Genomic DNA, 13,055 nt, shown 5'->3' on the forward strand with positions numbered 1-13,055 from the left:
GGACGAGGACGTCGCCGCGTTCCGGGACCGGCCCCTCGCCGACCAGGCCTACCCGTATGTGTTCCTCGACGCGACCTACTGCAAAGCCCGTGTCGGGCGCCGGGTCGTCTCCCAAGCCGTGGTCGTCGCCGTCGGGGTCGCGCAGGATGGGCGCCGTGAGGTGCTCGGGTTCGAGGTCGGGGAGACCGAGTCGCAACCGTTCTGGACGACTTTCCTCCGCTCGCTGAAAGCCCGTGGGCTCGGCGGGGTGAAGCTGGTGATCTCCGACGCGCACACCGGGCTGGTCGCCGCGATCCAGACCGTGTTCCAAGGCGCCAGCTGGCAGCGCTGCCGGGTTCATTTCATGCGGAATGTGCTCACCGCGGTCCCCAAGACCGCTGGCCCGATGGTCGCGTCGATCATCCGCACGATCTTCGCCCAGCCCGACACGGAGCACGTGTTCGCGCAGTTCCACGAAGTCGTGCGCATGCTGACCCGGTCGCATCCGAAAGTCGCCGGCATGCTCGAGGACGCGCAAGACGAGCTCCTCGCGTTCTGCCAGTTCCCGTTCCAGCACTGGCGTCAGATCTGGTCCACGAACCCCCTCGAACGGGTCAACAAGGAGATCAAACGCCGCACCGACGTCGTCGGAACCTTCCCGAACCCTGCCGCGCTGCTCCGCCTCGCCGGGCACGTTCTCATCGAGCAGCACGACGAATGGGACGGCGCCGACCGCCGCTACTTCAGCGAACACTCCATGGCCCTGCTCCTCACCGAACCCGAGGAGGTGGCCATCCCGGAACTGACCGCGGCATAATCAAAAACAGCTGACCCGCACGGTGTTGAGAAACTCCACCACACAGCGGGACGTCACCCAAGCGGGCATCTGAGTTGAGTCGGACCAACTGTAGGAAAATGCCATTTCGCGTGGAATCCTGGCCCTGAAACCGTTGCCAACTACCGTGGAATCGCGAGGGGTTCATGCCATCTCGAGCGGGAACCTACAATGCCGCTTTCCTCGAGGAGGATGCGACCGTGAGGATCCTCGCGGTCGGTACAGACGACTATGAGGTGTTCCCCTCGGCGCTGGCGCACGAGATCGCCCGAGGTCTCTGACGCGCTAGAGGAGCGCGGTGTCCACGCGGCAGCACTTCTGCTGCGCGTAGGGACGGTCACTCAACGGGATCCAGCCCTCTTCTCCTCGGCGGAGGAGGCGCGGGTGTCCGGGCTCGGTCTCAGCAGTCATGTGTGGGCCAGCGTTGGTCCAGCAGTTCTGTGCGCGCGTCTCGCACCACAGCGCGAGTCGCGCTTCGCGGGGGAGACATGCCCGGTGCGTCCACCAGGCGCGCTTCTCCCCGTAGGGGCCGAATTGGTGCCCTTCACTGTGGGCGATTGCGTCGTGGACAGCGCGGAACACGTCGTTGGCGAGCATCGGCGCGCGCTCTCCCGAGGGGAGGGTGACGGTCACGGTGCGTGCCATCGGGTGGTCCGGCGGTAGAGCGCCTTCGGTGTGCTGCGAGACCTCGGTGCGGAAGTAGAACAGATGCTTGTTCTGTCGCAGATCGTCGAGCATCGCGGCGGAGTCGGCATAGGGCTGCTCGGCCTCTCCGTGCCAGGGCTCGAAGGTGTAGCCGGCTTCCGTGAGCATGTCCCACTGCGCGCCGATGTGCTGGCGCAGGCTTCGGTAAGACCGGGCGACCTGTGGGTGGGTGGGTTCGTGCGCTGCGGCCGCGTAGGCTCGCGCTGCAGCGATGTCGTCGAGCTCGGTCAGCCGGGGGATGGGTTTGCGTTGCGGGAACCCGTGCGCGTCGGCGTATCGCTCTCTGAGCGATTGGATCTCCTTGATGGGCTGGTGGCGCTGGTAGCTGTCGGTGCCTGGCACGAACGCGACGTGCGCTCGAGCGAAGGTGGGCGACGTGCCGAGACGTGCGGCGATCGCGTTCACGGCGGATGCCGGCAGCGGGTACTCGGCGGGTTCGGCGATCTCGAGCTTGCCGTCGTAGAGCCTGCCACCTGGTGCGCCGGCGGCGCGGAGGATGTCGAGAGTCTCCTGGACTTGCAGCTGCGAGCCGGTGTCGGCGGCGAAGCTGTAAACCCGGTCAGGTCCGTCCGGGTCGAAGTACCCGGCCATGATGCTGTCCTGCTCATACCGTCCTGCGAGCTCTCCCGCCCAGTCGGTGACCTGCTCGAAGCTGTCCGCACGGACGATGTAGGCGCCGGCTGGTTCAGATGCGCCTTCCCAGAGCCCGTCTGCGTGCTGCAGTTCCGAGATCTCGATGCCGTGGCGTTCCGCGGCGGCGCGGAGGGTGTCTTCGTACTCGATCCACTCGTCGGTGTCGTAGTAGCTGGGGCGGGAGCTCATTCGCATCAGCTCGCCAGAGACCGGCCGGAACGGGGTTGCCCCGATGAAGGCCTCGAGCTGCTTCTCGGCGTTCTGCTCACGCTTCTCCGCACGCCGACGCCGCTGCCCTGCGGCTGTCGACGACGGGCACCGTCGCCCTCCGTGGTCGATGTCGTCGCACATGGCCTCTCCCGTTCGTCTGCTGGGTATAGGCCGGTGTTGGGGGTGTTCGCGGACAGAAATCGGGCCCCGCCGGTGAGCGGGGCCCCGAGGAGTGCGGTCGAGGTCTGGGTCAGCCGTTGAGCTCCTCCCAGACCTGGTACGCGCGGTGGAACTCGGGGCTGTCATCGTTCCCCTCATTGATGAGCTGGTCGAGGTACTCGTCGAGCTCGGCCTGCGAGAGCTGGCGTGGATCCTTCATGACACGGACCCATCCGCTACCGGCGGGCAGCTGCATCGGGCGCGTGGCTGCTGGCCTTTCCAATTGCCGGTGTAGAACAGCGCGCACGGCCACTCATGCTCGCCGCGGCGCCGCGGCCTCGGGACGGCGACCGTGAGCTCACTGCCCAGGTTCAGCGCGTCCATGATGTCGTCGGCGATGAAACCTGCCTCTTCGTCAGGCTCGTCGGTGTGCTGCTGGATTATTCGCACGATCGTCGCGCGCACATCCAGAGTGACGGACGACGGCGCAGCCCCGGTCATCGGGTGTACTCGCTCGGTGAGGGGATCGGCAGGTCGGGGTCGCGCAGCTCGTACTGCCGGTCCTCCACGTAGGCGGCGTACTCGTCGGCGAACTCACGCGCCTCGGCCTCGTTGTGTCCGTCCTGGCGGGCGTGATCGAACGCCGCCCGCCACTGCTCCCCCACTGCGCGATCGCGCAGCGCCGCGCTGACACCATCCATCAGCTGACCGGCCCGCACGGACGCGAACCGCAGATCCCCTTCGGCGAGGGCGAACAGGATCTTCTCGATGCCTTCGATGGCGGGTGCGGGGATGGTCAGGGTGATGTCGTCGCCGGCGTCGTGCTGGCCGGTGCGGAGGCGCCAGAGTGCGTCGGAGAGGGTGAGTGCGCGTTGGCGCTGGATGGGGGTAAGGAGGGAGCTGTCGGTGCCGGTCGTGGTGGGGGCGGGGTTAGGCATGCTCGGCCTCCTCTGTGGGCGGATTCATGATGATGAACCCTGTGCCGGTGGGCGGCTGGTCCTGGCGCAGTCCGATGATCTCGGTGTCGTTCGCGTCGGTGTCGTTGAGGGTCTGCGTGAGCAGGTCGGCGTACTCGTCCGGGGTGAGTGCCTGGACGGCCGCGGCGTCGGTGACGTCGACGGGCTTGCCGTTGACGTGGAAGATGCGGGTCATGGTGCTCCCTGGTAGTGCGTCGGTGGTGTCCATCTTCGTCGCGGGTCAGTGGAGGTCGAGTTCGACGCTGTCGGCTTCGAGGTCGGGGATGGTCTGGTCAGGGTGGCTGAACGTGGCGGCGGGGGCGTGGACGGTGACGCGGTCCCCGCGGTGCGTTGTCAGTCGGAGCAGCTCGGCGAGGGCGCCGTTGGCGTGGACGTTGTAGGGGCCGGCGTCGGTGTCGACGCGGAACCCTACTCGTGCTCGGCGGTCGGGGAGGCGGCGGACGAGGGTGAGCGGGGTGCGGATGGTTCCTGTGATGGTGACCGCGGTGCCCGTGGGGGCGGCGGTCTGGGTGATGGTCATGGCGTTTCTCCTCAATCGAACAGTGAATGTGACATTCACTGACTATACGCCTGCATGCCCGGTGGGGGAACCCCCGTGCATGGTGTTGCTGCAGGCCCTTCTTGCTGGGTATAGGCCGATGTTGGGGGTGTTCGCGGACATCCGGGTTGTGGAGGTCGGTGCGGTCAGTCGTCGGGGCCGCTGTCGGGTTCGTCGCACGCGCCGCTGTTGATGGCGTCGACGCCGACTTTCGTGAGCACCCAGCCGGGTTCGACCCACGAGTAGCGTTCGATCAGTCCTCGCCTGCGGAGGGACTGGATGGTGCCGCCGGGGATCCCCAGGCCTGTCGTGTCGAGGTAGCTGGCGCCGCCGGAGAGTGATCGGCCATCGGCGATCATCCGCATGGTGACTCGTTGGGACCAGTTCAGCGGCCGGGCGTTCTGGCGGCGCTTGAGCTCGGTGGTGGCGCATCGCGTGGCGTCGGCCTCGGTGGTGTGATGGTGGGCGCAGCGCCACACTCGTTCGCCGGACTGGTGGGTGTCTTTGTCGGCGACGTCGTCGATGACGCCGCGCAGCGCGCCTCCTGGGCGTCCGGGAGTCCATGATGACCAGCTGGCGGTCAGCATGCGATCGCCGCGGTCAGCTCGGGGGTGAGGATGCCGGCTTGCTGGTCTGCACGCACGGCTGCGCCGCAGTCTTTGCAGGTCACGTCGGCGATCGTGGTGGCTGCCGATGACGTCTTGCGTCCGCAGTAGCCGCGTTGCCCTGTGGCGGTGGCAAGGCAGGTTCGGGCGGTGCTTTCCTGTGTCATTGGTGGGGCCTGTCCTCGCAGCTCGAGCAGAGGTCGGGGGTGCCGTCGTCGTTGACCCACCAGCAGCCGCCGAAGCATGCTCGCTCGTCGGTGCAGCCGCAGACGTGACAGGTGCGCACGAGCTCGAGGAGCACCTGGTCGATTCCGCCTTGGGCGCCGAGCTCCGCGCCGAGCGCGGTGACTCGTGAGATCACGTCCTCGGGTGCGGTGCTGGGCACTTGGATCGTGATGGTGGTGGTAGGTGTGGTGCGGTCGTTCATGGTGGCCTTCCTGATGTTGGTGTCAGGCGGAGCGGGCGAACTTCGTGGCTGCGGTAGTCGGCTGCAGGGCGAGCAGTCGTCGTGCTTTCTCTGCTTCGATCTCGCGGGGCAGCTCTCCTTTGCGGGTGCCTGAGCGGCCGTAGAGGAGGATCTTCACGCCGGTCTTGGACACCTGTGCCTGGTCGGCGATCTCGAGGACGGTCATGCCGGATGCCATGAGCTGGCGGACGTGCTGTCGGATCGGCTCGGCGGGCACGCGCGGGGCCTGCGGGGCGATGCCGGCCTCCCGGCGTCGGCGCCGTTCCTCAGCCAGTGACGCATCGGCGCACGAGATCTCCGCGGGGCAGTGGTCGCGGTCCTTGCAGCCGAGCTGGTAGCCGTAGGCGGTCCCGTGGTGCTCGAGCGGGATGCTCTGCGCCTTCCGGTTCGCCATCCACTGCCGGTGATACTCGCGGCCGGCTTCGATGCACTCGGGGCGGTCGCAGCCGCGCGCTCGGCATGCGTTGGTGCCGTGCGGCTGCAGCTGCCTCGGCTGCGAGGTTCGGGCAGCACGCGCGGTCCGAAGTCGCGGTGTGCGTGGCCTGGCCGGTGGGGAAGGGCGATCGTGGTCTGCGAGGGCGTCGACGGCGGACTGGTGCCGCAGGGTTGCCTCCTGCAGCGCTCTCTCGATCACCCCTCCGACGGAGAGGCCGGTGCCGGCGGCGATGGTGGCCGTCTTGAGGGTCTCGGCCGCGGCGCGCAGCTGGCCGCGCAGCTCTCGGTGGTCTTTGCGCCACTGCTCGAGCTCGTCGACGTGACGATCGAGGTCCGCTTCGTAGCCGTCGAGTGCCTCTGAGAACGCGCTGGCGAGCTCTGCGGGGAGCTTCTCGGCGTCGCTGCGTGCCTTGTCGAGCCACTGGTAGCCGGGATGGGTGCGCGGCCGCGGCGTCGACGGGCGAGGCCGTGCGGTCGGCGCCGGCGCCGGCGCCTCCTTCGGCATGCGCGGGGGTTTGGGTGTGTTGGCGCGCGCCGGCTTCGGTTTGGGGGTCGGCTTGGGTCGACGGGGGCGTGTGGCTTCGACGGCGGCACGGCGCTCTTCTCGAGCGGCGATCTTGTCCCGTTGCCGCGACTCGGCACGCGCGGCCTCGTCGCGCTCGAGGATCTCGGCGAGCGGTGTGCCGGCGTCGATGAGCTTCGCGAAGGAGTAGTCGCCCACGTAGCGGGTGTGGACGGTGCGGCAGGGGATCAGCGCGGGGCACGCGGCAGTGCGGCATCCGTGGCGGTACCCGTCCGGGGTACCGTGCGGGAAGCGGTCGTCGAGGAGATCGAGGGTGGACATGACGGTCGACCTCAGTAGCGGAGGAGCTTCGCGGTGACCAGGGTCAACAGTGCTGCCCGCTGCGGGGCGTTGAGCCGTGAGAAGTGCGCACCAACGGTGTCTAGCGCCGTGGTGAACTCCTCGGGCAGACCGTCGAGATCCCGCTTGATGCGCCGCTCATTCGCATCCCGCTGCGCCTCCGCTTGATCGGCCACGCGCCACTCGTCGGTGGCGGCTGTGTCGGCGTATCTGCCGGTGATCCGTGGCGTGTACTGTCCGCCCGTGTAGAGCACGGTCGGCTCGCCGGCGGGGCGGGTGATCGTGATGATCGCGCCCACCGGAGCCGACGTGTACGGCTTGTACGAGCCGAGCTCCTTGCTGGTGAGCTCACCGTCGTCGAGCGTCCGATACCAGTGCGCGAGCTTTCCATTACTCGCGGCCTTGCGGCCGACGTAGACGACTTCCTCGGTGACGGTCGCTGCCTCTTCGCTCATTGGGGAGCACTCCTCGGATCAGTAAGAAAGTAGTGAATGTGACATTCACTGATACTAGAGAGGTTGCAGGGTCTTCGCAACCGTCGTCGTCGTCACGTCGACGGGCCGCTCTCGACGCTCGTTGACGGGAATCATCCGCACGGGCTCGTCGCGGGGAGCTTCGATCTCGAAGCCGCACGCGCCGCAGCTGTGCAGCCCGATCCCGTCGACGTCGTCGGAGGGGATGTACATGGTGGTCGGCTCTTCGCACATAAGGCAGCGCATGGTGATCTCCGTTCGCGTGGTCAGGCGCTTGTTGCCGGGGTGATCGGTTGGACGGTGGCGGAGTAGCCGCGGTGGGAACCCCAGGCGGCGGCGATGCGGTCGGCGACGTCGCGGTCCTCTCCGAGGTACGGGCGGTATCGCTTGCCGCGGGGGTCTGTGATGACGACCTGGACGACGCCGGATGGCTCGCGCACGGTGACTCTGGCTGCGGGGATCGGATACGCCTGGACGTGGCCGGCGATGATGAAGATCGGGTACAGGTCGCGTGCGAGCTCGGGGGTGCGGAACACGTCGTGAACCCATGCCGTGATGGCGAGCGCGCCGGCGGGGCTGAATCCGATGAGTCGTGCGGGGAGCTGCTCGAGCCCGGCGCGCACGAAGTAGTGCTCGTCGACGAGGATCGGCGTCGGTGGGAGCAGAGACTTCTCGTCGTGGGCGGGGTAGATGGTCAGGCTGGTGCGGCTGTTCATGAGGCGCTCGTTCATGCGGTGCGGCGGATGCCGGCGGCGATGATGTGTGCCTTGGTGGGCCGGGAGTAGAAGCCGAAGCTGTCGTCGTCGTCGGAAGCGGAGACGGTGGCGGTGAACGCGACGACGTCGCCGCGGGCGGCGGTGGAGATCTCGGAGGGCTTGGTGCCCCATACGCGCCAGCCCTCGCCCTGGACGAGGATCTTGACGGTGATTCCCCACTGAGTGTCGGTGGTCTTGGTCGCGAGGATCTCGCCCTGGATGAGGGTGCGCCCGGTGGGGACCGGGCGGCGCGCGGCCAGCTCGAGCTCGTACTGCTCGAGCAGCTCGTGGGCGGTGCGGACCTCGTCGTCGTCGAGGGTGCCGGTGTAGTCCTCGAGGGAGTCGAGGATGTAGCCGATCTTCTCGCGCAGCGGGTTTCCGTCTCGCATGCTCAGGTGTGCCTCGGTGAGCTGGTCGCGGAGGCCGGGGTGCTCGGCCTCGAAGGCGGCGCGGCGGGCGGTGATCGCCCGTGTTGTGTCGACGTGCTCGGCGTGTGCCTTCGCGTGGGCTCGTGCGGTGGCGCGGGCGCTGCTGACGAGGCGGCTGCGGGTGCCGGTGCCGCGGCAGTCGAAGCAGATCGGGCGCCCCTGGCCATCGGTGAAATGTGTCGGCGCGGTGTACAGGCCGGTGCCGATGCACTTGCCGCAGGTGTCGGTGATCCGCTCGGAGCCCTTGCGGCCGGGGAAGGGGTCGACGTAGAAGTCGTGCCAATCGGCCGGTGCGGTGGTGTCGATGCTGTCCATGGGATCCTCCGGTTCGTCTGTGGGTATAGGCCGCGGATCGTTCTCTTCGCGGACATGAAGGGGAAGGGGCGGGGGCGGCTGTGTCACGGAGCCGCCCCCGCGGCGGCGACCTGGTTGGGAGGACGGCGGGTCGCCGGGAGGGACATGGCGGCGAGCGCGGCGAGCGCTCGTCAGGCTGCGGTGTGGCGCCTGTCCCTGGGAGGGGAACGGCGTTGCGCGGTTCCCCTGGTTGTGGGTCTGTGGGTTCTCCCTCTACTCAGTTAGTAGTGAATGTGACATTTACTAGGGTAGGTGTTTCCTGCCCGGAGGTCAAGTGGCGATCTGGCCTGCATCTGCTGGATCAGCTCGCGGTGTGCGCGGTCCTCGTCGGCGGGGCCGAGCCCTTCCCAAAGGTCGGGGCGGTTCTCGTGGATCCAGGCGCAGATGGTGGCCCAGTCCGCGACGCCGGACGGGTGCTGGTTGATGGTTGCCATGGTGTCCTCCCGGATCGTCGGCTAGTGAATGTGACATTCACAGCTTAGGGAGGGGGTCGGACATCGCTGGGGGACATCGCGAGTGCGTCACTGAGGGCGGCGGAGTTGCCGCCGCCCTCAGCTCGGTCTATTGCATCTGTCTGGCGATGCCGGCTGCGGCGCTGACGACTCGACGGGGGATGCCGAAGATTTCGGGAGGGCCGGACGCGACGCCGTTGCTCCACACCTTTCCGACGCGCCATCCGATGGGGAACCGGAGGGTGGTCGTGGTGTAGGTGGCCCCGGATTCGAGGGGGCCGGCGATCACACCGAGGGGGCTGACCTCGACGTACCACCGGCCAACGGTCTTGGAGCCGCCTTCGTGGCCGTTCATGCGCCGGCGTTCTCGAGCGGCTGCGCGACGTGTGCCGGCAGGGCGCGTAGCGCGGCGCGGGTCACCCACTCGTCGGCGGTCTCGTCGAACTGGCCGAGCTCGATGATCGGCCCCTGGTCGTCGTGGTGGATGAACAGCGACCCGTACTCGCGGCCGTCGACGTACAGGTAGATGTTCCCGGCGTAGGCGCCGATCTCGCCGTTGTCGAACAGCCCGTCGCGGGCGTCGGGTTCACCCAGGTCGATCTCTTCCTGGCGGTGCCCGAAGTTGAGGGTGAGCTTCATGGTGTCCTCCGTAGTAGGTGGTGAATGTGACATTCATAGGCTACGGTGGGGGTCCGACATTGCGCCGGCGAGCGAGCGATGCACTCTGTGTCCGCGAAGCAGCCGGGATGCGGCCTATACCCCTCAGACGGGCACAAGCCCGCGACGAGAGGAGGAGCGATGCCGAGTCGCGAAGAGGTAGACGACGTCCTGCAGCGCGTGGGGCTGGCGGCGATCTCGTACTACCCAGAGATTCACATCGACGAGCCGGACTACACCGTCGACACCGACGTTGATTGGTGCCTCGAGCCGGTGACCGACCTGACCGATGAGCAACGCGCCCCGCTGCGAGAGGCGGTCGGCCTGGCGATCACCAACCCGACAGCTCACCGGTACGCCCTGTTCCAGACGTTGCTCGAGCTGGCGCCAGCGGAGTCGTAATGTCCGCCGGCGTCGACGACTCGTCGGCGCGACCGGTTGGCGGACCAACCGACCCTCACGCGGCATGGCTGCGAGCGGGTCAGGCACGCCAGCAGGCGAAGCGCGCCGAGCAGGAGCAGTCGGCTGCGGCGAGCGCTGCGGCCGATCCGAAGCGGGACTACGCGAAGCGGTATCGCGAGGAGCATCGCGAGGAGATCCGCGCGTACCGGGCGAAGTATCACGCGGAGAACCGTGACGAAGTGAACCGGAAGAACCGGGAGTACATGCGGGAGCGGTCGCGGAAGATGCGAGCGCAGAAGGAGCGGCGCGAGAAGGACCGCGAGCGGGTGCGGCGGTGGACCGAGGCTAACCGTGAGCGCAAGCGCGAGACGATCAGGCGGTGGCACGCGGAGCACCCAGAGAAGACGGCGGAGTACTCGCGGCGCTACTACGAGCGCAACCGTGACGCGGTGCTGGCCAGGGCGAGACAGCGTCGAGATCAGAGCCCGGAGAAGGTGAAGGCGTCGTCGCGGGACTGGCAGCAGCGCAACCGGGAACACCTGACCGAGTGGCAGCGGCAGTATCGGGCTGAGAACCCGGATGTGTATGAGCGGGCGCTGCAGTCCAACCGTGAGTCGAAGCGGCTGGCTCGCCGCCTCAAGTCGTTGGGGTTGCCGGCAAAGCGCGTGCGTCGGTCCCCGGCAGCAGAGCGGCGAGCGCATGAGGCGGAGTCGCGGGAGTTCTTCGAGCGGGACCGGGCGGTGAGCGCGCGGAAGCGGGTCATGGCGGAGTACACACCGCTGGATCAGGCGGCGCTCGAGGCGTGGCGGGCGAGGTCGCCATTGGCGCGTCGACGGGATGCGCAGCTGTCGCGGTTCCGGCGGCAGCTGCGCACGGGCGCGGGCAGGATATCGGAGATCCGTGAAGAGGTTCGGATGGATGCCGTTGCACGGCGACTGCGGGGAGACAGCCTCGACGCGCCCGCGGAGCTGCGTCAGCGGGTCTTCGACGCCGCGGGAGGCCAGGAGTACCTCGCGGCGGGTGGCGATCGCCATACGGCGGCGCTGATGCTCGAGGAGTCCCTAGATGGGCTGGTCAAGCCTGTCGCGCTCCCGGATGGGCGGGGGATGGTGTGGGTGCCGGAGCACACGCGCGCAGGACGGGAGATCGCCGGTCACTGGCGCCGGCGCCCCGGCGCGTGAGCAGCTGCGCGGTGAGGACTGCGGGGCGTCCCTGTGTGGGGCGCCCCGCACTCGCTCAGCTGGCTGCGGCGAGCGCGTAGCTGCGTGCCCGCCAGCGGGGGATGCGCACGCGCACGCCGTGGTGGTCGATCACGCGGAGCACGTCGCGCCCTTCGACCTCGAAGACGGTCTCCGTGGTGGTCTGCAGCCCTCCTCCGAAGGTGAACGGCTCTGCGAAGCGGATGTGGTCGCCGCGGCGGACGCGGGGCTTGGCTTCCTCGAGCTCGAGGTTCGCCCAGCAGGCGGCGCGCCACTGGTTGGCGTACTCGTGGTCGGTCGGGGTGAGGGCCTCGAGCACCCGGCGGGGTGCGTGGACTGCGCCGGGGCCGACCGTCTCGTCCATGTCCTTGTACGTGAAGTTGTAGTAGCTGGACGGGGCGACGGAGTAGAGCACGACGAACGCGAAGACCTCCCCGGCGTGGGGGTGGCCGTCGTTGTAGCGCACCGCGGCGTAGAACTCGTAGGGCCAGTCGTAGCTCCCGCCGATGTAGTCGGGGTCGCGGCGGGTGCCGCTGGCGATGATCGTGGCGTTGGTGAAGTAGTCCGCGAAGTAGTCGCTGACGCTGACGCCGGCCGTCTTGTGAGTGGATGTGGCACCCATGGTGTCCTCCTCGGTTGCTAGTGAATGTGACATTCACAGGCTAAGGGAGGCCTCCGACATCGCCGACGTGACAGCAACAACGACGGCGGCGGGATGGCGAGCGCGAGCGCGGGGCCGAGCTCGGGGGAGAGCGAAGGGGCTACCAGGCCTCGGGGTCAAGAAGTTCGTCAGCGACATCGACGAAGTAGTCGTCGTCTTCACTCCATGCGTAGAGGCCCTCGAAGACCACGCCGATTGCAAACGTCATCACGACGAGTCCGCCCCAACGGCCGATGAACTCCGAGTAGGAGTCGAAAGCTCTGTGCTCTCTGGCTCGCTCGAAGATCTCGTACATGATCTTGCTTGACTCCTCGTCCCAGCGTTCGGTGAAGGATGGGCGCGCGATTGCCCCGGTGAGAACCTCGTCCTCGAACCAGGAATCCAGGAGGCTGAGCGTCGTCCCGATGATCTGCGCGGGGGTTGGTTCTTCGTCGGGGGTCATCCCGGTGAGGAAGTCGGAGAAGTCTTCGTAGTCGGCCTCCCACAAGTACTCTGCAGCGAGCCGTATCGCGCGGAACGCCTCTTTTCGAGCCTCACCTGTAGGCACCGCCATGATGAAGTTGTGACGTTGGATCGCCACCTGTAGGCCATCGTTGATCTCGTCGATTGTGTAGGCCTTGCCGCTGTCGAGGTCGATGTCACTTTCGAGAAGCAGCGGCTTGAGCTGCTTGAAGAGTTCAGCTGCCAGCCCTGTCTCTACACGCCGCCCGAAACTGTCGCGGCCGCTGCTGTCTACGTTGGGCATGAACGAGTCTCCTCATCAGGCGTCTGTAGCTCAGACCATAGCCGAGGGGTCTGTTGCCCGGAGCCGGGACATCGCCTGTGGTGCCGTGAGACGATGCGTCGATGAAGACGACCCATCGCGACGGCGAGGCGGGTGGGCTGCGGATGCCGGCCGTGTGGGATCGGGCCTCGCTCGAGGCGGTCGGGTTCGTGGGGTTCGTTCGATTCGCGGATCTTGCGGCCGCGAGGGTGCCGACTGAGGCGGGGATCTACGTGGTGCTGCGTCCGGCGGCGACGTCGCCGGAGCTGCTCGAGCTGACGCGAGCGCGGGCGGGATCCGCCTACCCTTTGGATGACCTCGCGGCTCGGTGGGTGTCGGGGACGCCGGTGCTGTACATCGGCAAGGCAGAGGCGAAAGTGGGCGGGCTGCGCAAGCGGCTGGGGCAGTTCGCGCGGAAGGGTGCCAGCCACCAGGGCGGGCGTTCGATCTGGCAGCTGGCCGATCAAGACGAGCTGCTCGTTGCGTGGGTGACGACGCCGGAGGAGT

General features: G+C 67.8%; 23 protein-coding genes. 4 read left to right on the forward strand and 19 right to left on the reverse strand.

The genetic code is table 11. From position 1 onward, the window contains the following. Window positions 1-796: IS256 family transposase (locus AB1285_RS26705; RefSeq protein WP_429978238.1), on the forward strand; the 796-nt coding region annotated here is incomplete at its 5' end. Between the two features lie 303 nt (window positions 797-1,099). Here the strand turns inward: AB1285_RS26705 and AB1285_RS26710 are convergent. From AB1285_RS26710 to AB1285_RS26790, 17 genes are all read right to left on the reverse strand, one after another. Next, window positions 1,100-2,503 carry a hypothetical protein gene (locus AB1285_RS26710; RefSeq protein WP_005050720.1) on the reverse strand — a complete coding sequence of 468 codons (1,404 nt, stop codon included), beginning with the start codon at window positions 2,501-2,503 and terminating at the stop codon, window positions 1,100-1,102. A gap of 109 nt (window positions 2,504-2,612) precedes the next feature. Beyond that, window positions 2,613-2,741, reverse strand: a complete 129-nt coding sequence (locus tag AB1285_RS26715; protein ID WP_264674921.1) for a hypothetical protein — start codon at window positions 2,739-2,741, stop codon at window positions 2,613-2,615. Next, entirely contained in the window at window positions 2,738-3,022 is a 285-nt protein-coding gene (locus tag AB1285_RS26720) for a hypothetical protein (RefSeq protein WP_005050718.1), read from the reverse strand. The genes AB1285_RS26715 and AB1285_RS26720 overlap by 4 nt, the downstream gene beginning before the upstream one ends. Beyond that, a complete protein-coding gene (locus AB1285_RS26725) occupies window positions 3,019-3,459 on the reverse strand; it encodes a hypothetical protein (protein ID WP_005050717.1) in 441 nt (146 codons plus the stop codon). The genes AB1285_RS26720 and AB1285_RS26725 overlap by 4 nt, the downstream gene beginning before the upstream one ends. Continuing rightward, window positions 3,452-3,673, reverse strand: coding sequence for a hypothetical protein (locus AB1285_RS26730; RefSeq protein WP_005050716.1), 222 nt, complete (start codon window positions 3,671-3,673; stop codon window positions 3,452-3,454). Before AB1285_RS26730 ends, AB1285_RS26725 begins: the two co-directional genes overlap by 8 nt. Window positions 3,674-3,718: 45 nt before the next feature. Beyond that, entirely contained in the window at window positions 3,719-4,018 is a 300-nt protein-coding gene (locus tag AB1285_RS26735; RefSeq protein WP_005050714.1) for a hypothetical protein, read from the reverse strand. A gap of 164 nt (window positions 4,019-4,182) precedes the next feature. Then, window positions 4,183-4,623, reverse strand: a complete 441-nt coding sequence (locus AB1285_RS26740) for a hypothetical protein (protein WP_005050713.1) — start codon at window positions 4,621-4,623, stop codon at window positions 4,183-4,185. Further along, window positions 4,617-4,808 (reverse strand): hypothetical protein, encoded by a 192-nt coding sequence (locus AB1285_RS26745; protein ID WP_005050712.1) that lies wholly within the window; start codon window positions 4,806-4,808, stop codon window positions 4,617-4,619. Before AB1285_RS26745 ends, AB1285_RS26740 begins: the two co-directional genes overlap by 7 nt. After that, window positions 4,805-5,068, reverse strand: a complete 264-nt coding sequence (locus AB1285_RS26750) for a hypothetical protein (RefSeq protein WP_005050711.1) — start codon at window positions 5,066-5,068, stop codon at window positions 4,805-4,807. Before AB1285_RS26750 ends, AB1285_RS26745 begins: the two co-directional genes overlap by 4 nt. Window positions 5,069-5,090: 22 nt before the next feature. Next, a complete protein-coding gene (locus AB1285_RS26755) occupies window positions 5,091-6,386 on the reverse strand; it encodes a hypothetical protein (protein ID WP_193599313.1) in 1,296 nt (431 codons plus the stop codon). Between the two features lie 11 nt (window positions 6,387-6,397). Then, window positions 6,398-6,859, reverse strand: a complete 462-nt coding sequence (locus AB1285_RS26760) for a hypothetical protein (protein ID WP_005051910.1) — start codon at window positions 6,857-6,859, stop codon at window positions 6,398-6,400. Between the two features lie 54 nt (window positions 6,860-6,913). Then, a complete protein-coding gene (locus tag AB1285_RS26765; protein ID WP_193599314.1) occupies window positions 6,914-7,090 on the reverse strand; it encodes a hypothetical protein in 177 nt (58 codons plus the stop codon). 53 nt (window positions 7,091-7,143) lie between these two features. Then, a complete protein-coding gene (locus tag AB1285_RS26770; RefSeq protein ID WP_193599315.1) occupies window positions 7,144-7,593 on the reverse strand; it encodes a hypothetical protein in 450 nt (149 codons plus the stop codon). An 11-nt stretch (window positions 7,594-7,604) separates the two neighbouring features. After that, a complete protein-coding gene (locus AB1285_RS26775; protein WP_193599316.1) occupies window positions 7,605-8,375 on the reverse strand; it encodes a hypothetical protein in 771 nt (256 codons plus the stop codon). Between the two features lie 260 nt (window positions 8,376-8,635). Further along, the gene (locus AB1285_RS26780) at window positions 8,636-8,848 is read right to left on the reverse strand and encodes a hypothetical protein (RefSeq protein ID WP_429978239.1); all 213 of its coding nucleotides are present in this window, start codon (window positions 8,846-8,848) and stop codon (window positions 8,636-8,638) included. Window positions 8,849-8,975: 127 nt separating this feature from the next. Beyond that, a complete protein-coding gene (locus AB1285_RS26785; protein WP_005050814.1) occupies window positions 8,976-9,221 on the reverse strand; it encodes a hypothetical protein in 246 nt (81 codons plus the stop codon). Then, complete coding sequence (locus tag AB1285_RS26790; protein WP_005050816.1) at window positions 9,218-9,505, reverse strand: hypothetical protein; 288 nt, start codon at window positions 9,503-9,505, stop codon at window positions 9,218-9,220. The genes AB1285_RS26785 and AB1285_RS26790 overlap by 4 nt, the downstream gene beginning before the upstream one ends. A 159-nt stretch (window positions 9,506-9,664) precedes the next feature. Here AB1285_RS26790 and AB1285_RS26795 point away from each other — a divergent pair, with 159 nt between their 5' ends. Both AB1285_RS26795 and AB1285_RS26800 read left to right on the forward strand, forming a co-directional pair. Then, window positions 9,665-9,925 (forward strand): hypothetical protein, encoded by a 261-nt coding sequence (locus AB1285_RS26795; protein WP_005050818.1) that lies wholly within the window; start codon window positions 9,665-9,667, stop codon window positions 9,923-9,925. Next, the gene (locus tag AB1285_RS26800) at window positions 9,925-11,106 is read left to right on the forward strand and encodes a hypothetical protein (RefSeq protein WP_005050820.1); all 1,182 of its coding nucleotides are present in this window, start codon (window positions 9,925-9,927) and stop codon (window positions 11,104-11,106) included. Before AB1285_RS26795 ends, AB1285_RS26800 begins: the two co-directional genes overlap by 1 nt. 55 nt (window positions 11,107-11,161) lie before the next feature. On the opposite strand, the gene AB1285_RS26805 is transcribed toward AB1285_RS26800, so the two are convergent. Beyond that, window positions 11,162-11,746 (reverse strand): DUF6927 domain-containing protein, encoded by a 585-nt coding sequence (locus AB1285_RS26805; RefSeq protein ID WP_005050822.1) that lies wholly within the window; start codon window positions 11,744-11,746, stop codon window positions 11,162-11,164. 139 nt (window positions 11,747-11,885) lie between these two features. Further along, window positions 11,886-12,530: a hypothetical protein gene (locus tag AB1285_RS26810; protein ID WP_005050824.1), complete on the reverse strand. Its 645-nt coding sequence runs from the start codon at window positions 12,528-12,530 to the stop codon at window positions 11,886-11,888. Between the two features lie 101 nt (window positions 12,531-12,631). Here AB1285_RS26810 and AB1285_RS26815 point away from each other — a divergent pair. Further along, on the forward strand, window positions 12,632-13,055 hold a 424-nt coding region (locus AB1285_RS26815; protein WP_429978240.1), incomplete at its 3' end, for a hypothetical protein.

The sequence above is a fragment of the Microbacterium sp. NRRL B-14842 genome, assembly GCF_050470785.1.